The organism is Ruegeria sp. BC8 (genome assembly GCF_056535705.1).
Genome location: NZ_JBQFIV010000001.1, coordinates 1,495,023 through 1,512,667 on the forward strand (window position 1 = coordinate 1,495,023; position 17,645 = coordinate 1,512,667).

General features: G+C 59.0%; 20 protein-coding genes. 7 read left to right on the top strand and 13 right to left on the bottom strand.

Translation table 11 applies throughout. The annotated features are described in order from the left end of the window. Positions 1-15: 15 nt before the first annotated feature. The 3 genes from ACR3EK_RS07615 to ACR3EK_RS07625 form a co-directional block, all read right to left on the bottom strand. Complete coding sequence (locus ACR3EK_RS07615; protein WP_093962957.1) at positions 16-768, bottom strand: LuxR family transcriptional regulator; 753 nt, start codon at positions 766-768, stop codon at positions 16-18. Further along, positions 768-1,217: a type II 3-dehydroquinate dehydratase gene (gene aroQ / locus ACR3EK_RS07620; protein ID WP_170339183.1), complete on the bottom strand. Its 450-nt coding sequence runs from the start codon at positions 1,215-1,217 to the stop codon at positions 768-770. Before aroQ ends, ACR3EK_RS07615 begins: the two co-directional genes overlap by 1 nt. A gap of 130 nt (positions 1,218-1,347) precedes the next feature. After that, positions 1,348-2,343: an NADPH:quinone oxidoreductase family protein gene (locus ACR3EK_RS07625; RefSeq protein WP_170445918.1), complete on the bottom strand. Its 996-nt coding sequence runs from the start codon at positions 2,341-2,343 to the stop codon at positions 1,348-1,350. Positions 2,344-2,497: 154 nt separating this feature from the next. Between ACR3EK_RS07625 and ACR3EK_RS07630 the strand changes: the two genes are divergently transcribed. The 3 genes from ACR3EK_RS07630 to ACR3EK_RS07640 are packed head-to-tail and all read left to right on the top strand — an operon-like array spanning position 2,498 to position 5,179. Beyond that, positions 2,498-3,316, top strand: a complete 819-nt coding sequence (locus tag ACR3EK_RS07630; RefSeq protein WP_170363469.1) for an SDR family NAD(P)-dependent oxidoreductase — start codon at positions 2,498-2,500, stop codon at positions 3,314-3,316. Positions 3,317-3,348: 32 nt separating this feature from the next. Continuing rightward, entirely contained in the window at positions 3,349-4,374 is a 1,026-nt protein-coding gene (locus ACR3EK_RS07635) for a phosphotransferase (RefSeq protein WP_480633070.1), read from the top strand. Positions 4,375-4,384: 10 nt separating this feature from the next. Continuing rightward, on the top strand, positions 4,385-5,179 hold the full coding sequence (locus ACR3EK_RS07640) for an IclR family transcriptional regulator (protein ID WP_367647370.1): 795 nt from the start codon (positions 4,385-4,387) through the stop codon (positions 5,177-5,179). A 4-nt stretch (positions 5,180-5,183) separates the two neighbouring features. Here the strand turns inward: ACR3EK_RS07640 and ACR3EK_RS07645 are convergent, their stop codons facing one another. Beyond that, on the bottom strand, positions 5,184-5,789 hold the full coding sequence (locus ACR3EK_RS07645; RefSeq protein WP_480633071.1) for a DsbA family protein: 606 nt from the start codon (positions 5,787-5,789) through the stop codon (positions 5,184-5,186). Between the two features lie 217 nt (positions 5,790-6,006). Here ACR3EK_RS07645 and ACR3EK_RS07650 point away from each other — a divergent pair, with 217 nt between their 5' ends. Together ACR3EK_RS07650 and ACR3EK_RS07655 are read left to right on the top strand one after the other, a co-directional pair. Then, positions 6,007-7,224, top strand: coding sequence for a serine hydrolase domain-containing protein (locus tag ACR3EK_RS07650; RefSeq protein WP_480633072.1), 1,218 nt, complete (start codon positions 6,007-6,009; stop codon positions 7,222-7,224). Between the two features lie 49 nt (positions 7,225-7,273). Continuing rightward, positions 7,274-8,143, top strand: coding sequence for an acyl-CoA thioesterase (locus ACR3EK_RS07655; protein ID WP_170403122.1), 870 nt, complete (start codon positions 7,274-7,276; stop codon positions 8,141-8,143). Here the strand turns inward: ACR3EK_RS07655 and ACR3EK_RS07660 are convergent. Then, positions 8,140-8,907 carry an SDR family oxidoreductase gene (locus tag ACR3EK_RS07660; protein ID WP_480633073.1) on the bottom strand — a complete coding sequence of 256 codons (768 nt, stop codon included), beginning with the start codon at positions 8,905-8,907 and terminating at the stop codon, positions 8,140-8,142. The genes ACR3EK_RS07655 and ACR3EK_RS07660 overlap by 4 nt on opposite strands. A gap of 130 nt (positions 8,908-9,037) precedes the next feature. Then, entirely contained in the window at positions 9,038-10,267 is a 1,230-nt protein-coding gene (locus tag ACR3EK_RS07665) for an acyl-CoA dehydrogenase (RefSeq protein WP_480633074.1), read from the bottom strand. A gap of 96 nt (positions 10,268-10,363) precedes the next feature. Here ACR3EK_RS07665 and ACR3EK_RS07670 point away from each other — a divergent pair, with 96 nt between their 5' ends. Next, the gene (locus ACR3EK_RS07670) at positions 10,364-11,275 is read left to right on the top strand and encodes a LysR family transcriptional regulator (RefSeq protein WP_480633075.1); all 912 of its coding nucleotides are present in this window, start codon (positions 10,364-10,366) and stop codon (positions 11,273-11,275) included. Between the two features lies 1 nt (position 11,276). On the opposite strand, the gene phoB is transcribed toward ACR3EK_RS07670, so the two are convergent. The 7 genes from phoB to ACR3EK_RS07705 all read right to left on the bottom strand — a co-directional run bounded on the left by phoB (position 11,277) and on the right by ACR3EK_RS07705 (position 16,687). Further along, complete coding sequence (gene phoB, locus ACR3EK_RS07675) at positions 11,277-11,966, bottom strand: phosphate regulon transcriptional regulator PhoB (protein WP_480633076.1); 690 nt, start codon at positions 11,964-11,966, stop codon at positions 11,277-11,279. 12 nt (positions 11,967-11,978) lie between these two features. Beyond that, the gene (gene phoU, locus ACR3EK_RS07680) at positions 11,979-12,680 is read right to left on the bottom strand and encodes a phosphate signaling complex protein PhoU (RefSeq protein WP_093962068.1); all 702 of its coding nucleotides are present in this window, start codon (positions 12,678-12,680) and stop codon (positions 11,979-11,981) included. A gap of 16 nt (positions 12,681-12,696) precedes the next feature. Beyond that, a complete protein-coding gene (gene pstB / locus ACR3EK_RS07685) occupies positions 12,697-13,476 on the bottom strand; it encodes a phosphate ABC transporter ATP-binding protein PstB (protein WP_480633077.1) in 780 nt (259 codons plus the stop codon). Positions 13,477-13,546: 70 nt separating this feature from the next. Beyond that, positions 13,547-14,593, bottom strand: coding sequence for a sensor histidine kinase (locus ACR3EK_RS07690; RefSeq protein WP_480633078.1), 1,047 nt, complete (start codon positions 14,591-14,593; stop codon positions 13,547-13,549). A gap of 16 nt (positions 14,594-14,609) precedes the next feature. Beyond that, positions 14,610-15,143, bottom strand: coding sequence for a gamma carbonic anhydrase family protein (locus ACR3EK_RS07695; protein ID WP_170363458.1), 534 nt, complete (start codon positions 15,141-15,143; stop codon positions 14,610-14,612). Then, a complete protein-coding gene (gene gmk, locus ACR3EK_RS07700; protein ID WP_170357855.1) occupies positions 15,140-15,781 on the bottom strand; it encodes a guanylate kinase in 642 nt (213 codons plus the stop codon). Before gmk ends, ACR3EK_RS07695 begins: the two co-directional genes overlap by 4 nt. Before the next feature lie 15 nt (positions 15,782-15,796). Beyond that, complete coding sequence (locus ACR3EK_RS07705; RefSeq protein ID WP_170580427.1) at positions 15,797-16,687, bottom strand: YicC/YloC family endoribonuclease; 891 nt, start codon at positions 16,685-16,687, stop codon at positions 15,797-15,799. A 237-nt stretch (positions 16,688-16,924) separates the two neighbouring features. Here ACR3EK_RS07705 and ACR3EK_RS07710 point away from each other — a divergent pair, with 237 nt between their 5' ends. Continuing rightward, complete coding sequence (locus tag ACR3EK_RS07710) at positions 16,925-17,599, top strand: PAS domain-containing protein (RefSeq protein WP_170367116.1); 675 nt, start codon at positions 16,925-16,927, stop codon at positions 17,597-17,599. Positions 17,600-17,645 lie beyond the last annotated feature (46 nt).

The window sequence follows — 17,645 nt, forward strand, 5'->3', positions numbered from 1 at the left end:
CGCGCGACAGCGGATTCAGACCTCCATGACGAACATCTGATTCTGCAGCGAAGCCTTCAAAACCGCCTGTGCAGTCGTCTCGACAGAGAGAGCCTCGCGCGCCAGCCTGAGGTGTTTTTCAACAGTTGCCGAAGTCAGTCCCATCAGCAGGGCAATGTCCTGGGTCGTTTTGCCGTCACCCACCCATTCCAAAGCCTCACGCTGCCGCTTGGTCAAGGCGCGGTTCGGGGGATTGTAGGGCAGGGTCAGAATTTTGAGGTGGGCGATGTTGTTCATCAGCAGGATATCATCGCCGTGCTCAGCCCACATCTCGTCCATCTCGTCCTGGCTGCGGTTCAGAGCGGCCAGCGAAATTGCCCCCTTCGACCGCATGGACACCGAAGTGAAACTGATCGTGTAGCCGACGGTGATCCCTTTCGAGCGGTTGAACTCGTACACCTTGCGTTCTTCGTTGGTCATCGTGCCGCTGGACATCATCTCGCGGATCATGCTCCAGCTTGCGGCCCCTTCGTGATCCAGCGCCCATTTCAGCATGGGCGCATGGAAATAGAGACCATCCCGAAGGAAACCGTCCATGTATTCCTTGCAGTGATTGGTCAGGATCACGAAGTCTTCGGGGTCGCCCAAAGACGTTTGGGTGCGGTATTGTGTGTGTCCGTACAACAGGCGGTCAAAACCATACTTGGCCATCTGTTCGGTGTGCGCGGCCCAAAGCTCCTCGAGGGTTTTTACATAGCTCAGAAAGTTGAGGTATTCCTTGAGCGTCATCATGCGCCGCCACCCTCCTGAAGATGCGCGGCCAGCGCTTCCAGCGCCAGAACATAGCTTTGAGCGCCAAAGCCGCAGATCTGCCCGATGGCGACGGCCGAGATGTAGGACTTGTGCCGAAATGCCTCGCGGGCGTGGATATTGGACAGGTGAACCTCGACCACCGGCAATTGAGCTGACGAAATGGCATCCATCAATGCTATTGACGTGTGGGTATACGCGCCGGCATTCAGAACGATCCCGTCATGGGTCCCGCGCGCGGCGTGGATGGCATCGATCAACACACCTTCATGGTTTGATTGAGCGCACTCGACACGCAACCCGATCGATGCGCCATGCGAAACGCACAAGTCTTCGATCATCTTCAATGTGGTATGACCGTAAACCTCGGGCTGCCGTGTGCCCAACAGGTTCAGGTTCGGTCCGTTCAATACAAGAATACTACGCATTATTTTTCTGTCCCCATACCTGTTTCATAGCCGCGAATTGAAAACGCGTCTACCGGCTTTGCTCTCATGAGGCGAGCGGGCGCAGGTTCGATCCTGGGGACAGGCGGTGAAACGACCGTGAATGTCGTTCCTAGTCGATGGATACGACAACTTTGCCGAGAACCGACCGGTCGCCCAACATCTCCAAAGCTTCGGCGGCGCGGGGCAAGGAAAAGCGGGCGCTGATACGCGGCTTGATCTTGCCGCCATGATACATGGCAAACAGTTCCCGCAAGTTTTCGGCATGTCCGGCCGGATCGCGGAATACGGACGCGCCCCAGAACACGCCGACGATCTCACAGCCTTTGAGCAAAGGCAGATTCAACGGGATGTTGGGGATACCGGCCGGAAAGCCAACGACCAAAAACCGCCCCTTCCAGGCCATCGCGCGCAATGCTGGCTCGGCGTAGTCGCCGCCAACCGCATCATAGACCACATCAACGCCATCACCGCCCGCCAGCTTCTTGATTTCTGACGAGAACGCTTTTTGCGCCTCTCGCGTCATCTCTTTGGAGTAGACGATCGTCTCATCAGCGCCCAAATCCTTGCAAAACTGAGCCTTGTCTTCCGTGGACACCGCGGCAATTACACGCGCGCCCATCGCTTTGCCCAACTCAACCGCGGCCGAGCCGACACCACCGGCGGCCCCAAGAACCAACAAGGTCTCACCGCCCTTGAGCCCGGCGCGATCCTTCAGCGCATGGTAGGACGTTCCGTAGGTGAAGATGAAACAAGCCGCATCCTCGTACGGCATGGACTCCGGGATCGGAACGGCGCTGGCGGCCGGAATGCACAGCTGCTCGGCGAAACCTCCGTGGCCTGTCAGGGCCAGAACGCGGTCACCGACCTTCAGATCGGAAACACCATCTCCGACGGCGATCACATCGCCTGACACTTCCCCTCCGGGCGCGAAGGGGCGCGGTGGTTTCATCTGGTACAAATCGCGGATGATCAGCGTGTCCGGAAAATTCACACCTGCCGCACGTACCCGGATCAGCACCTGACCCTTTTTGGGCGTTGGATCGGGCAGGGTGGTCAGTTCCAGTGTTTCCGGACCACCCGGGGCGACGCTGAGTAATGCTTGCATTTCGTTTTCCGATCTCCGCCATTTGTTGGCCCGAAGGTCGGGTCCTGACACTATGTTGTCAAGGCAGATGTGAAATGCAATTCTGCACAGTGAAACTGACCCGACCTGAAATAGAACTCAGGACGCAACAAAAACGAATTATGGGGAGAGGCTGATGAAACCGGAGAACTTATTTTCGCTAGCGGGCAAGACTGCTCTGGTCACGGGCGGCGCGACCGGCATTGGTCGGATGGCAGCCGAGGCTCTGCTGCGCGCGGGAGCGCGGGTGCTGATCGCTTCGCGCAAGGGCGAAGCCTGCGAAGCTGTGGCCGCCGAACTGAACGCGCTGGATGCGCCCGGAACCGCCGAAGGGTTTGCCGGTGACGTCAGCAGCGAGGCCGGTATTGACGCACTGGTCGAAGAGGTGAACAACCGCACCCAAAAGCTTGATATCCTTATGAACAATGCCGGCGTTTCGTGGGGCGCGCCAATGGGACAGTTTCCCTATGACGCCTGGGACAAAGTCATGTCCGTGAATGTCGCCGGCATCTTTCATCTGACCCAGAAGCTGCTTCCTCTGCTGATGCAATCGGGTTCGGACGATGATCCTGCACGGGTGATCAACGTCGCATCGGTGATGGGAGAGGTTCCCATGGGAGATGGCGCCTACAGCTATTCCGCGTCGAAGGCGGCCGTCATCCATCTGACCAAGATCATGGCAAAGGAGCTGTCGCCCTACCGCGTGACTGTGAATGCTCTGGCACCGGGACCGTTCGTTTCGCGCATGACCGCCTTTGCCACCGCTGACGAGGAAAAACGCGAGAAAGTGGGCAAGTCGGTCCCGCTGGGCCGTGTCGGGCGCGACGAGGACATCGCGGGCTGTATGCTGTTCCTCAGCGGGCGCGGCGGCAGTTACGTGACCGGCGCCGTGATCCCGGTCTCGGGTGGTATCAACGTTCTGACCGGAGGAAACATCTTTGCTGATGCCCTGTGAAACCCGGTCCAGTATCAAGCGAGGCCGATCGCATGAGCGATGACCCGAACACTCTCGACCTTGTCGCCGTAGATGACTATCTGCGCGCCAACCTGCAAGGCTATGCCGGTCCGCTTGAGGCGACGAAGTTCACGGTGGGTCAGTCCAATCCGACCTACGAACTGCGCACGCCTGGCAAATCCTATGTTCTGCGGCGCAAACCGCCCGGGGTTCTGCTGAAATCCGCACACGCGGTCGACCGCGAATTTCGTGTTCAGACCGCGTTGGCGCACAGCAAAGTACCGGTGCCGCGCATGTACGTGCTGTGCGAGGATGACAGCATTATCGGCTCTGCCTTCTATGTCATGGAGCGTCTGGACGGTCGGAATTTTCTGGAACCGACTATGAAGGGCGAAACCAACGAAACCCGCAGCGCTGTTCTGGATGAGATGAACCGGGTTCTGGCCGAATTGCACATGGTCGACATCGACGCCGTGGGCCTGTCCGATTACGGACCGACCGGCAACTACTTTGAACGCCAGATCGCGCGCTGGACCAAACAGTATCGCGCCTCGGAAACCGAAACGGTTGCCGACATGGATGCGCTGATCGACGCACTGGAAAGCTCGATCCCGGCGGATGATGGTCAACGAACGCTGGTTCATGGCGACTATCGCATCGACAATCTGATGTTCGAGCGGGACGGAACCCGCTGCATCGGGGTCCTGGATTGGGAGTTGTCCACCATCGGCCATCCCTATGCCGATCTGGCGGCCGTAATCATGCAATGGCAGATGCCGCCGGGCAAAGAGGGTCGAGGGCTGGCTGGTGTTGACCGAAGCGGCCTTGGGCTGCCCAGCGATCAGCAGTTCATCGCCTCATACTGTCAGCGGCGCGGATTGCCGGGGATCGACAATTTCGGTTTCTATCTTGCGTTCAACTTCTTCCGCATGGCCGGAATTCTCCAAGGCGTCTACAAACGCGCCCTGGACGGGAACGCCTCCGATCCGGCCCGAGCGCGCGCATTCGGAGCCTATGTGCCGATGTTCGCCAAACATGGTCTGGCAGCGCTGGGATAGAGGGGCAGGCGTGGTATCCGAGACATCATCAAGCGCCGACACTGGCAAGGATCGGAACTTCGTCACCGCACTGGCGCGGGGGCTAGAACTGCTGCGGTGCTTTCGCCACGGCGAAACGGCCCTGACTAACACGGATTTTGCCGAACGCACGGGTCTGCCCAAGCCAACGATCTCGCGGTTGACCCATACGCTCTGCCAACTGGGTTACCTTGTTCAGGATCACGCAGGCGGTTCTTATCGGCTTGGCGTCGGAGTGCTGCGGCTGGGATTTGGAGTTCTGGGGGCGGCTGACATATGCGAGCGTGCCGTCGAGGTACTGAGGGAACTGCGCGATGGAGCCAATCCGTACCTGACGGCCGCCCTGGGCGAAGCGCATCGGGCCGAGGTTGTATATGTCGCGGTCAGCAGGTCGACGCAGAACGTGGCGCTTACAATGCATGTCGGATCCCGGCTGCCGTTATTTTCCTCGGCCATGGGGCGGGCCATTCTGGTTGGCATGACCGTGGATCAAAGGGAAACGGCGATTGACGCTGCTCGACGCGATCTGAACCTGCCCGAAGATCACCTGCGCGACTCGATAAAAACCGCGTTGGATGAGTATGATACACAAGGTTATTGTACCGGATATTCTCTGTGGCGGGATGACGTCCATGCCATTTCCGTTCCGGTGTCCACCGCCAGCGACGGGCGGGTATTTGGATTGAATATCGGTGGGCCCAGCTTTTACGTGACCCCGGAAGAGCTTGAAGGAGACCACGCGCACAAGCTGATAGATGCCGCCCGGCAATTGGGATTGCGTCCCTGAAGCCTCAGTGCAGCGCCTCGAGTTCAAGTTCTACGTTGGCCAGGCTGTTCTTGCCAAAAAACATCTCGGACCCGACAAACAGGCTGGGCACCCCAAAAACTCCGCGGCGGACGGCCGATTTTGTCTGATCCTTCAGAGTCTGCTTGGCCAAATCGCCGGTGATCGCCTCACGGATTTTTCGTACGGGCAGGTCACGTTCTTGAATGATGTCGGTCAACACATTCAGGTCGTCAATCTTCTGCCCGTGCACCCATATTGCATCAAAAACGGCGTCTACATATCTGTCTTCCCATGATTTTCCCATCGCTGCGACCGCCCCACGCATGGCGAATTTCGTGTTCAGCGGAAAATAGGGGCTCATATGAAAGTTCAAGCCGCGCCGCCGCGCAAAGCGGTGCAGGTCATGGGTCAGATACGCCGATTTCTTCCGATTTTCCGAGAACGCCTGAAATGGGCTCTGGTTGTTGGTAGCCTTGAAAACTGTACTCAGCAGAACCGGCACAAAGCGAATCTCAGCCCCGTGGCGCGCGGCGAGATCTGGCAAAACCTTATGAGCGAGGTAAGCGTTCGGGCTGCAAAAGTCGTATACGAATTCCACGTTCTGCGTCATCTGGCACCTCCGGCCGGTGGCGAATTCAGGGGTAACGGCTGCAAATCACGAATCCAGAACGCCGTCAGTCTAGCAGCGTCGCGGGTCGTGGCCGAGAGCAGACTTGCAGACCGCTCGCCCGGCAATTTTCGCCGGCTGTGTTTTTGGGCTGTTTTTCTTTGCCACGGGGCGGCAGGATTGCGCGTAGATGAAAGAAAAAACGGGGAAATTTCGGCCAATGCAATTTGATCGGACGAGGCTGGACCGCATTCAGACATGGATGCAAAGGTATGTGGACGAACGAAAATACCCCGGGTGCGCCTTTCTGTTGAAGCAGCACGGGCGCGAAGTTTTCTTTCACGATTGCGGATTGCGCAGTCTCGAGAGTGATTTGCCGTACGACCGCGAGACCTTGGTTCGCATCTACTCGATGACCAAGCCGGTGACCACGACAGCGCTGATGATCTTGGTAGAACAAGGTCTGATGCACCTTGAGGCGCCGGTATCCGAGTTTCTGCCGGAATTCGCCGAAATGAAGGCGTTGCGGAAAGACGCGCAATCCATTGAACAAACAGAAGACTCGACGCCGCCGACCCTGCATCAACTGCTGACCCACACCAGCGGGCTAAGCTATCCGTTCAATCCGGGCGTTCTTCCCGCCGCGATGGATGCTCAGGACCTGATGTTTAAACCGGACCAGGGTCCACTGGCCGATCAGGTTCGGGCCGTGGCTGCATTGCCGCTGGCATTTCAACCCGGCAGCCGCTGGGAGTATTCGGTCGGCATCGACGTTATCGGACGGGTAGTCGAAGTCGTGTCCGGCAGGAGTTTGGACCAATTCTCTGCCGATGAGATCTTTGGGCCGCTTGGGATGGCCGAAACCGGGTTTTCGGTTCCCAAAGGGGCAGGGGACCGGTTCGCCTCGCTCTACACACCGCTCGAGGGAGACGCGATGGCCCTGAACGCGGCCAGGTCCGGCGGCGAAACGTTGCGATTGGTGGATCAGGCCGGAAACTCGCCATTCGAAGCGGCCACGCTGTTTTCCGGCGGTGGTGGGCTGGTCAGCACGATCGACGATTTTGCCCGTTTCGCCGAGATGCTTCGCGCCAAAGGGCAGGTGGGTGATCAACGACTGCTGGGCCCGAGCACGGTGGATTTCATGATGCGCAACCACTTGCCGGGCGACATCGCGTCCATGGGTCCTCAAAGCTTTGCCGAACAGCCGATGGACGGCATGGGGTTCGGGCTTGGCGGCGCTGTGGTTTTGGACCCGGGCCGTGCACGTACCCCCGGATCGGTTGGAGACTTCAGTTGGGGCGGAATGGCGTCGACCTTTTTCTGGGTCGACCAAAAGAACGACCTGTCGGCTGTTTTCTTTACACAGCTATCGCCCTCCAGCTCCTACCCGTCACGCTCAGAACTCAAAGCCCTGGTTCACGCCGCCCTCATTGAATGACCCGCGCGGGCCTGCTAGGCCGATCGCGAACAGAACCAGAGAGAGTCGAATGACCGAAGCCGAACGCATCTTGTTGGATTTGCTGGACATTGAACGCCTTGAGGTAGACTTGTTCCGAGGCACCGGGTCCGGCGGTGAAACGCCCACGCGGATATTTGGTGGTCAGGTCATTGCGCAGGCTCTGGCGGCGGCGTACCGAACGGTCGAAAACCGCCTTTGCCATTCACTGCATGCCTATTTCATCCGCCCGGGAGATCCGGAAATTCCGGTTATCTATCAGGTAGATCGCGCGCGGGATGGCGGGTCGTTCACCACACGGCGCGTGGTTGCAATCCAGCACGGAAAGCAGATCCTCAACATGTCGGCCTCGTTCCACATTCAGGATGAAGGCTGGAACCATCAGCACGCGATGCCTGATGTCCCATCGCCCGAAACGCAACCGTCCCGCGATGAATTGCGGCAGAAATACCTGAACCGCGTTCCCGAAAGGCTGCGCGCCGAATTGCTGCGCGAACGTCCGATCGAGGTGCGCGAGATTGATCCCTTGGACATATTCCAGCCCGAGAAAAGCGACGACCGAAACCATCTGTGGTTCCGCATGGGAGCAGCGGAACAGGCTGATCACGTGACCCAACACCTGTTGCTGGCCTATGCCTCGGACATGGCGCTGCTGAGTTCCGGCATGCGGCCGCACGGGTTGAGCTGGTTCACGGGCGAAATCAATGGCGCGAGCCTGGATCACGCGATCTGGTTTCATGCACCGGTTCATTTCCAGAACTGGCATCTCTATTCCATGGAGTCGCCATGGACGGGGCAGGGACGCAGCTTCAACCGCGGGTCAATCTATGCGCAGGACGGAACCTTGGTCGCCTCCGTCGCGCAGGAAGGCCTTCTGCGCCGCGCACGAAAGAAAGACTAGGTATCGCCTGCAAACTGCTGATTCAACTTGTTCATTCCTGAAATCCAACGGTCGTAATCGGCGGTTTTCAAGCGCATGTAGTCCAGAACCTGCGGGTGCGGCAGAACCAGAAAGGTCTCGGTGCCAATGGCCTCGACACAAGCCTGTGCCACGTCCTCGGGTTCAAGCATGCCATCAATCGCGGCAACTGAGTCTTCAAACCCTTTGGTCATTTCCGATCGGACAGCCTGAGGACACAAGACCGAAACCCGGATACCTTTGTCGGCATACGTCAAAGCCAGCCATTCCGCGAAACCAACCGCCGCATGTTTGGTGACTCCGTATGGCGCGGCTCCGGGCTGGTTGAGCAGCCCCGCAGCGGAAGCCGTGATCAATATGTAGCCGCCGCCGCGCGCAATCATCCGCGGCACCAGATGGCGTGCCGTCCACACATGAGACATGACGTTGATCTTCCAGATCCTGTCCCAATGCGCATCGGGAACATCGAGACCGCCAAGCGTCAGAATGCCGGCGTTGGCACAGAACAGATCAATGGGGCCGATCCTGGATTCAACGCTTTCGATCATTTGCTGGATATCGTGTTCGTCGGCCACATCGCATTTGAACGAATGCCCGCCAATGTCCTGGGCGACTGCTAGGGCGCCGGCTTCATCAATATCCGCACAGATCACACGCGCGCCGTCCGCCGCGAAGCGCGTCGCCATACCTTTGCCGATGCCTTGGGCTGCACCGGTAACAACTACGATTTTTCCCTGAAGGTCCATCAGCGCATCCTGTCTTGGGTTCACACAGGACCGTAACAGGTTGAAATAGCACCGCCAACGCGAACGTAGCGGTGCCAGACTTTACATCTTTATTTACATAATACCGATTACGCGAACTTTAGATTGAGGATCAGTAGAATGCCTGCAACCCGGTCTGCGCCCGCCCCAAGATCAACGCATGAACATCATGCGTGCCCTCGTAGGTATTAACGGTCTCAAGGTTGACCATGTGACGAATGACTTGGAACTCCAACGAGATCCCGTTGCCACCATGCATGTCCCGCGCCATCCGCGCGATATCCAACGCCTTGCCGCAATTGTTCCGCTTGATGATCGAGATCATCTCAGGCGCGGCTTCGGCTTTGTCCATCAGCCGTCCGACCGTCAAGCTGGCCTGCAAACCCAACGCGATTTCGGTCTGCATGTCCGCCAGTTTCTTTTGGAACAGCTGTGTCTGCGCCAAAGGACGATTGAACTGCTTGCGATCCAATCCATACTGACGCGCCGCGTGCCAGCAGCATTCTGCGGCCCCCATGACACCCCAACTGATGCCATAGCGTGCTCGGTTCAGGCATCCGAACGGCCCTTTCAGGCCCTGGACGTGAGGCAGCAAGGCACTTTCGTCGACCTCCACGCCATCCATCACGATTTCGCCGGTGATTGACGCGCGCAGGCTAAGCTTGTTTTGGATCTTGGGCGCGCTCAGACCTTTGGCGCCTTTTTCCAGTACGAAGCCGCGGATCTTTCCGTCATGCGCATCGGACTTGGCCCAGACAACAAACACATCGGCAATTGGCGCGTTGGAAATCCACATCTTGCTGCCGGTCAGACGGTAGCCGCCGTCGATCTTTTCCGCCCGGGTTTTCATGCCCGCCGGATCAGACCCCGCATCCGGTTCGGTCAGGCCAAAGCAACCGATCCATTCACCACAGGCCAGTTTCGGCAGGTATTTCCGGCGCTGCTCTTCACTGCCATAGGCATAGATCGGATACATCACCAGCGAGCTTTGCACCGACATCATCGAGCGATAGCCGGAATCCACACGTTCGACCTCGCGCGCGACGAGACCGTAGGTGACGTAACCGGCGCCAATCCCGCCGTATTCTTCGGGAATGGTGGTGCCCAGCAGGCCCATTTCGCCCATCTCACGGAAGATTTCAGGATCGGTTTCCTCGTTCTGAAACGCCTGAGTTACCCGAGGCTGCAGCTTTTCCTGCGCATACGCACGCGCGCTGTCGGCGATCAGGCGTTCATCCTCGGTCAGTTGATCAGACAGGCGGAACGGATCGTCCCAGGTAAAGCGGCCAAGATCAGGCGCATCCTTTGCGCGCAATGCAGGTTTGGTGTCGGGGGCGTTCATCTTCTGGCTCCAAACTGAAGTTCATACGCACCCTACCCTGCAATTTACGCAAAAAACAGCGAGACATTTGCAAGTTTTCATGAGTAAAACGCATAGATGGATACGCCTCGTCGACTTTTTCCGTCAATTTCTTCGCTTCGCGCGCTCGAAGCATTGGACAGGCTGGGGTCCGCCTCGGCCGCCGCGGAAGAGCTTGCGCTGACCCAGAGCGCCGTAACCCGTCAACTGCAGACGCTCGAGACCCAACTGGGCGTGCAACTCATTCTGCGTGACAAGAAGCGATTGGCGTTGACGTCGGTGGCGCAGGACTATGTCGCGGAAATACGGCAAGGTCTGAACCAAATTGCGCAGGCCTCCCTGAAACTGCACGTCGCGCCAGTGGGTGGAACGTTGAATCTGGCAATCCTGCCGACATTCGGAATGCGTTGGCTGGTGCCACGGCTGCCGGATTTTGCCCGTTTGCATCCTGAAATCACGATCAACATGTCCACGCGCCTGAGGCCTTTCAACTTCTCGTCGGAACCCTTTGATGCTGCGTTACATTTCGGGGAACCGGATTGGCCCGGAACCGATCGTCTGCTGCTGAAGGTGGAAAGGGTTCTACCGGTATGTGCACCCTCGCTACTGCCAGGAGGCGCGCCGGACGATCCGCGCGAATTGCTGAAACTGCCCCTGCTTCACATCCAGACCCGCCCGCGCGCTTGGCAAGACTGGTTCAAACAAATGGGCGTTCCGCATTCAGGCGCCCTGCCCGGTACGGTGCACGATCAATTCACGACCATCAATCAAGCCGCCCTGCATGGGCTGGGCGTCGCCCTGCTGCCCAACTATCTGATCGAGCAAGACCTGGCGACCGGCAGACTTGTTGCAGCCTGCAAGGATCCGGTTGAAACCATGGGGGCCTATTATCTGGTCTGGCCAAGCTCAAAGTCCGAAGATCCGACACTTCGGCACTTCCGTCACTGGTTGGCGTCGCAGGCCCAAAACGACGAAACTCTGCCCAGATAGGCTAATCCAGCGCGTATCCAGCACCTCGAACCGTTCGAAGGGGGTCGGCTCCGCCAAACGCCGTCAACGCCTTGCGCAGTCGACCAATATGGACATCCACGGTGCGGGAATCGACATAGACGTCGCGCCCCCAGGCACGGTCCAATAGCTGATCGCGGCTGAACACGCGCCCCGGCTTTTCCATGAAGGTGCACAGCAGCCGGAATTCGGTTGGCCCCATCCGGAGCGGCTTGCCCGCCCGACTGGCCTTGTGGCTTTCGAGGTCCACGACGATGTCGTGATATTCCAGGGTTTCCGCAGCCGCCGCCGGGCGTACCCGACGCAGTTGAGCTCGGATCCGCGCCATCAGTTCCGCCATCGAATATGGTTTGGCTACATAGTCATCGGCCCCCGTCTCCAAACCGCGCACCTTGCCCGCCTCATCGGACCGCGCCGACAGCATGATGATCGGAATCGTACGGGTCTGCGGGCGTGCCTTTAGCTGACGACACAGCTCAATCCCACTGAGATTGGGCATCATCCAGTCAAGCACGATCAGATCAGGCGCCACCTCTTGGACCAGCACCAGGGCTTCTTCGCCGCTTGCCGCCTGAACCACTTCGTACCCGGCGGACTGCATGTTGTACGCCAGCACCTCGCGCAGTGCGGGCTCATCATCGACGATCAGGATAGTCGGCTGGCCCATTGGCATGCCGGCCACCACTTACAGAGATTGCGAGGTGTTGTCTGCTTTCGGGCGGGCTTCGGTCGGCCGTTCGCCGGTCACCAGATAGATCACCTGTTCGGCGATGGCAGTGACGTGGTCGCCCATCCGCTCGATGTTCTTGGCGATGAAATGCAGATGCATGCAGGCCGTGATGTTGCGCGGGTCTTCAGCCATGAAGGTCAGCAACTCGCGGAACAGGCCGTTGTACATCTGGTCCACCTCCTGGTCCCGATCGATAACGTCACGGGCCAGCTCAGCATCCCTTTGAATATAGGCGTCCAATGCGTCACGCAGCATCCGCTCAACCTCACGCGCCATGCGGCGCAGTGCGGCGGTGCTGCCGCCGATCTGGTTGGCCTCGACCAGAATGGTGGTGCGCTTGGCGATGTTCTTTGCGTAATCGCCGATGCGTTCCAGGTTAGCCGAAACCTTGAGAACGGACAGCACCAACCGTAGGTCGCCGGCGGTGGGCGCCCGCAGAGCGATCACCCGGGCGGTTTCTTCGTTGATCAGGTCCTCAAGCGCATCAATCGCCTTGTCGCCCTGCCGTACCTGCTGTGCAAGCTCCTCATCCCGCGTTTCCAGCGAACGGGCCGCACCTGTAATCGCGGCCTCGACCAGACCACCCATTTTCATGATGTGGGCTTGAACCGCCTCAAGATCGCGGTCGAAGGCAGATGCAATATGTTGTTCGCTCATGGTCTTTTACCTGTTCTCAGCCGATGCGGCCGGTGATGTAGCTTTCGGTACGCGGGTCTTCGGGGTTGGTGAAGATTTGGGCGGTATCACCAAACTCGACAAGATCGCCCAAGTGAAAAAAGGCCGTTTTCTGGCTGACGCGCGCCGCCTGTTGCATCGAATGGGTGACGATCACGACCGAGAACCTCTCACGCAGTTCATCGATCAGCTCTTCGACCTGGGCGGTGGCAATCGGGTCCAGCGCCGAACAGGGCTCGTCCATCAACAGAACTTCGGGTGCCGTGGCGATGGCGCGGGCAATACACAGGCGCTGTTGTTGCCCTCCTGACAGACCAGTGCCAGGGGCATCCAGGCGATCCTTCACCTCGTCCCAGATGGCGCCGCGACGCAGGGATTTCTCGACGATCTCGTCAAGTTCGGCCTTGGTCTTGGCCAGACCATGAATGCGCGGGCCGTATGCGATGTTGTCATAGATCGACTTTGGAAAAGGGTTGGGTTTCTGAAACACCATGCCGACCTTGGCGCGCAGTTGTACGGGGTCGATCCGCTTGTCATAGATGTCCTCCCCGTCCAGGCGGATTTCACCCTCGACCCGACAGATGTCGATGGTGTCGTTCATCCGGTTCAGACACCGCAAAAAGGTAGACTTGCCGCACCCCGAGGGCCCGATGAACGCCGTGACGGTCTTGTCCTGGATTTCTACATTCACGTCCTTGATGGCGTGCGTGTCACCATAGAACACGTTCACGTTCCTGGCTGAGACCTTGAGGGTTTCGGTTTCCAATGCGCTATCCACGGGTGGCGGGTCCTTCGTTTTTTGGTCCGAGTACTCGGCTTGACCGTTCCTAGCCTATCACGCTCCAGTCTTACATGGGCAAAATGACGGTGAACACCGCGCCCTTTCCCAAATCACTTTCCACCCGCAACCGACCGCGGTGGCGGTTGATGATGTGCTTGACGATTGCAAGGCCTAGCCCTGTCCCCCCCAATTCGCGCGAGCGGTGGCTGTCGGCGCGGTAAAACCGTTCGGTAAGTCGAGGCAGATGAACCGGATCGATGCCAGGGCCCTTGTCGATGACCCTCACCCGGGCGGCCGGTCCCCGGATGGCGGTATCCTGACCTGAGACCGAGACTTGCACATCGACACTGCCACCGCTGCCGCCATATTTGATGGCGTTTTCAATCAGGTTGGTGAAGACCTGCCGCAGCTGATCATTGTCGCCCGGAAGGCGAACGGGGTTTTCCGGGGCGCTCAGAGTCAGGGAAACGCCCGCGTCATCAGCCAAGGGGCGTAGCGTCTCGAGCGTCACGTGCAGCAGCTCGATCAGTTCGATCTGCTGCCTTGGCCGAATGCGCTCTTCGCTTTCGACCCGATTCAACGACAGCAGGTCACCGACCAGACGGTTCATCCGGTTAGCCTCGGCTGTCATGATCTTCAAGAATCTGTCCCGGGCCGCCGCGTCATTCTTCGCCGGTCCTTGCAAGGTCTCGATGAAGCCCATCAGGGCGGTCAGTGGGGTACGAAGTTCGTGGCTGACATTGGCAACGAAGTCACGGCGCATCTGGCTGGCCTGCTCGAGGTGGGTCACATCCATGAACGTTGCCAGAACCGCGCCACCGGAAACCGCGCCGACGCCCTGCATGTACCGACAGTGAACCTGAAACGCAGTGTCCTGTGCGCCGTCGTTCGCCAGATGCCGGCTGTTGGCCGGCCCCTTGCTCCGCAAGCTTTTCTCCATCGCTTCGATGACCTGCGGCTGTCGCAGGATCGTCGCAAAATGGCGACCGTCGATGTTTCGGCCCAACAGCGCACGCGCATCCGCGTTCGAGGCGATGATCCGCTCGGTCTGATCGACCATCAATGCGGGCATCGGCAAAGCAGAGACGACTTCGGCAAGCAGTTCGTTGCTCATGACCGGTTCACAGGACCTATGCGACGGGCGAAACGGGCGTCAGCGTTTCCCGGAACTTGCGCATGTTCTCTTGATAGTGGAGCGCGCTGAACGTGATCCGCCGGGCCGCCGCTTCGTCCAGTTGCCGGACCACCTTGCCAGGGGCTCCCATCACCAGCGAGTTGTCGGGGATCTCCTTGCCTTCCGTGATCAGGGCCCCTGCCCCGATCAGGCAGTTCCGGCCGATCTTCGCGCCGTTCAGGACGATGGCTCCCATACCAATCAGGCTGTTGTCACCGATAGTGCAGCCATGCAGCATCACTTTGTGGCCGATGGTGCAATTCTTTCCGATCGTCAGAGGAAAACCGGCGTCGATATGCATCACGCAGTTCTCCTGAACGTTGCTGCCCTCGCCCACGCGGATTTCTTCGTGATCGGCTCGGATCGTGCACCCGAACCAGACGGATGCACCTTGCTCAAGGACGACTTTGCCGATCAGGTTCGCGTCCGGTGCAACCCAGCTGTCTTCGTGGATCTGCGGGACGTCCTGTCCCAATGCGTAAATGGTCATGACATGCTCTCGAATTCGTATTGCAGGGCGCGGACGTGATCCTGCAACCGGGGCTGCTGAATACGGCGCATCCGCTCGGCGCTGACGATCGTCTTCAGCTTTTCCTCGGTTGCGGCCAGATCGTCATTGATCAACACATAGTCGTAGTAGCCCCAATGGCTGATTTCGTCCCAGCTTTTCATCATGCGCTTGGAAATGACGTCGGCGCTGTCCTGACCACGGGTTTCAAGCCGGCGGCGCAGCTCTTTGATCGATGGCGGCAGAATGAAAATGGACAAAGCATGTTTGCCCAGCTCGGAATTCCGGATCTGCACTTCACCCTGCCAGTCCACGTCAAACAGCACGTCCCGCCCGCTCTGGATCGCTTCGCGCACTGGTCCAGCTGGTGAACCGTAGAAATTGCCGAACACATGGGCATGTTCCAGCATCTGCCCATTTGATACCTGCTGGCGGAAATCATCTTCGCTGAGAAAATAGTATTCGCGTCCATGTTCCTCACCCGGGCGCGGGGCGCGGGTAGTGGCCGAGATCGAAAACTCGAGATCGGTGTCCCACTCCATCAGGCGACGGGCCAAAGTGGATTTTCCGGCACCCGAGGGCGACGAAAGGATGATGAGTAGACCGCGGCGATCCGCCATTACACTTTTCCTTGCTTATTCGACATTTTGCACCTGCTCTCTCAACTGATCGATCACCGCCTTCAACTCCAGTCCGATCGTTGTCAGGTCCGAATTCTGGGATTTGGAGCACAGCGTGTTGGCCTCGCGGTTGAACTCCTGCATCAGGAAATCCAACTTGCGGCCGACCGGGGCCTCCTGCTCCAGCAGAGCGCGCGCGGCTACGACATGGGCGGCCAGGCGGTCCAGTTCTTCGGTGATGTCCGCCTTGACCGCGATCAGGGCCAACTCCTGCGCCACCCGGTCGGGATCTGCGCCCTGGCTGTTTTCCATTACCCGCGCAAGGTTCTGGCGCAGAGTGTCGGCCATGGCTTCCTTGCGCCGCTCGGCCAGCTCGCTGGCCTGCTCGGTCAGGGTCTGGATCTGATCCAACTGGGCCGACAGGACGGAAGCCAGGGCTTGCCCCTCATCCCGGCGCATTGTCACAAACTCGGCCAGCAGACTGCCAAATTCGGATTTCAACGCCTCGACCAGCGGAGCGGGATCGTCGTCTTCGGCTGCCGCGTCCAGCATCCCCTTGAGCATCAGCAGATCGCTGGCCTTTGACGGAGCAAGCGCGACACCCTTGTTGACCGCCAATTCCTCGGCCTGCGCCAACGCCTCCAGCGCGGCGCTCATTGCGCCTTCGTTCAGCTTCAGTTCCGCGGCGGTTTCTTCGCGGGCGACGCGCAAGCTCAGCGTCACGTTGCCCCGGCTGATCTGTTTGGACATATCCGCGCGCAGCGCAGCCTCAAGTCCCGTCAGCCAGTCCGGCACCCGCAACCGCATGTCCAGACCCTTGCCGTTGACACTGCGCAGCTCCCAGCTCCAGCTGTGCGGCCCCAATGCGCCCTTTCCGGATGCGAAACCGGTCATGGATTTGATCATGCCTGCCCTTTCCCACTGCTGCGCAGCCTTGTTCTGCTGCACCTAAAGCTATCGTACCCCATAGGGCAAGACCTTGCCGGATGTGCAATTCATCGCAAGAAGTTAACCATTCCTTAAAGATTTGGTCCAAAATTGAATAAACCCGTGTCAATCTGTCAGTCGAAGGATGGGTCGGCCGCTATCGCTTTGCATGGCGCACGGACCGGATGGCCGCCAATCGACACGAGGTGCATGGTAATGAAAACCTTCTTCTGGAATGGTTCCGGGTCGAAAGCTGGAAAGATCATCGCAATGGATCGCTTTGACAGTGGGCGCAGTCTGTTCCCCATCCGTCAGGCTGAGGCGTATTGGACCGCGCTGCTGAGCGGCGACGGCGTTCCCAAGCGTTCCCAGATCGACCCACGCGGCCTCGAGAACATTCTGGAATACACATTCATTCTGGAACGCATCGCGCCCGGCCTCGCCCGGTTTCGACTGGCGGGAAGCCATCTGAACAAGATCGCGGGGATGGAGGTGCGCGGAATGCCTCTGACCGCCTTCTTTGATCCCAGCGCCCGTGATCAGGTGTCAGAGGCGCTGGAAGAGGTGTTCGCCGCTCCGGCGATCGGTGAGTTCAGCCTTGTTTCAAAAGGCAAGCTCGGCCGAACGCGGCTGCAGGCCCGCATGATCCTGTTGCCCCTCAGAAGCGATCTGGGGGATGTCAGCCGGGTGCTGGGTGTGATGGTCAGCGATGGCACGATCGGCGCTACTCCGCGCCGGTTCGGAATCGAGGACACGCGGATCCGCGCACTGGTGAACATTCAGGATCAGGCCCACAACAGCCGGCCTATCGAGGCGGGCTTTGCCGAGGATCAGGCCGATTTCCAGAGACCGGCGAAACACCTGCGGCTGGTCTTCTCTCGCGACGAGTGAAAAGCAGAACGGCGGACCCGAGGGCCCGCCGTTTGCGTTTCAATCC

Bases quoted from the DNA above. Each gene is read 5' to 3' on its own strand.
- phoU (WP_093962068.1), bottom strand. From the start codon at position 12,680: ATGAGCGAACAACATATTGCATCTGCCTTCGACCGCGATCTTGAGGCG.
- ACR3EK_RS07615 (WP_093962957.1), bottom strand. From the start codon at position 768: ATGACGCTCAAGGAATACCTCAACTTTCTGAGCTATGTAAAAACCCTC.
- ACR3EK_RS07710 (WP_170367116.1), top strand. From the start codon at position 16,925: ATGAAAACCTTCTTCTGGAATGGTTCCGGGTCGAAAGCTGGAAAGATC.
- ACR3EK_RS07650 (WP_480633072.1), top strand. From the start codon at position 6,007: ATGCAATTTGATCGGACGAGGCTGGACCGCATTCAGACATGGATGCAA.
- phoB (WP_480633076.1), bottom strand. From the start codon at position 11,966: ATGCCAATGGGCCAGCCGACTATCCTGATCGTCGATGATGAGCCCGCA.
- ACR3EK_RS07635 (WP_480633070.1), top strand. From the start codon at position 3,349: ATGAGCGATGACCCGAACACTCTCGACCTTGTCGCCGTAGATGACTAT.
- ACR3EK_RS07655 (WP_170403122.1), top strand. From the start codon at position 7,274: ATGACCGAAGCCGAACGCATCTTGTTGGATTTGCTGGACATTGAACGC.
- gmk (WP_170357855.1), bottom strand. From the start codon at position 15,781: ATGGCGGATCGCCGCGGTCTACTCATCATCCTTTCGTCGCCCTCGGGT.
- ACR3EK_RS07665 (WP_480633074.1), bottom strand. From the start codon at position 10,267: ATGAACGCCCCCGACACCAAACCTGCATTGCGCGCAAAGGATGCGCCT.
- ACR3EK_RS07645 (WP_480633071.1), bottom strand. From the start codon at position 5,789: ATGACGCAGAACGTGGAATTCGTATACGACTTTTGCAGCCCGAACGCT.
- ACR3EK_RS07660 (WP_480633073.1), bottom strand. From the start codon at position 8,907: ATGGACCTTCAGGGAAAAATCGTAGTTGTTACCGGTGCAGCCCAAGGC.
- aroQ (WP_170339183.1), bottom strand. From the start codon at position 1,217: ATGCGTAGTATTCTTGTATTGAACGGACCGAACCTGAACCTGTTGGGC.
- ACR3EK_RS07630 (WP_170363469.1), top strand. From the start codon at position 2,498: ATGAAACCGGAGAACTTATTTTCGCTAGCGGGCAAGACTGCTCTGGTC.
- ACR3EK_RS07625 (WP_170445918.1), bottom strand. From the start codon at position 2,343: ATGCAAGCATTACTCAGCGTCGCCCCGGGTGGTCCGGAAACACTGGAA.
- ACR3EK_RS07695 (WP_170363458.1), bottom strand. From the start codon at position 15,143: ATGACCATTTACGCATTGGGACAGGACGTCCCGCAGATCCACGAAGAC.
- ACR3EK_RS07705 (WP_170580427.1), bottom strand. From the start codon at position 16,687: ATGATCAAATCCATGACCGGTTTCGCATCCGGAAAGGGCGCATTGGGG.
- ACR3EK_RS07690 (WP_480633078.1), bottom strand. From the start codon at position 14,593: ATGAGCAACGAACTGCTTGCCGAAGTCGTCTCTGCTTTGCCGATGCCC.
- ACR3EK_RS07670 (WP_480633075.1), top strand. From the start codon at position 10,364: ATGGATACGCCTCGTCGACTTTTTCCGTCAATTTCTTCGCTTCGCGCG.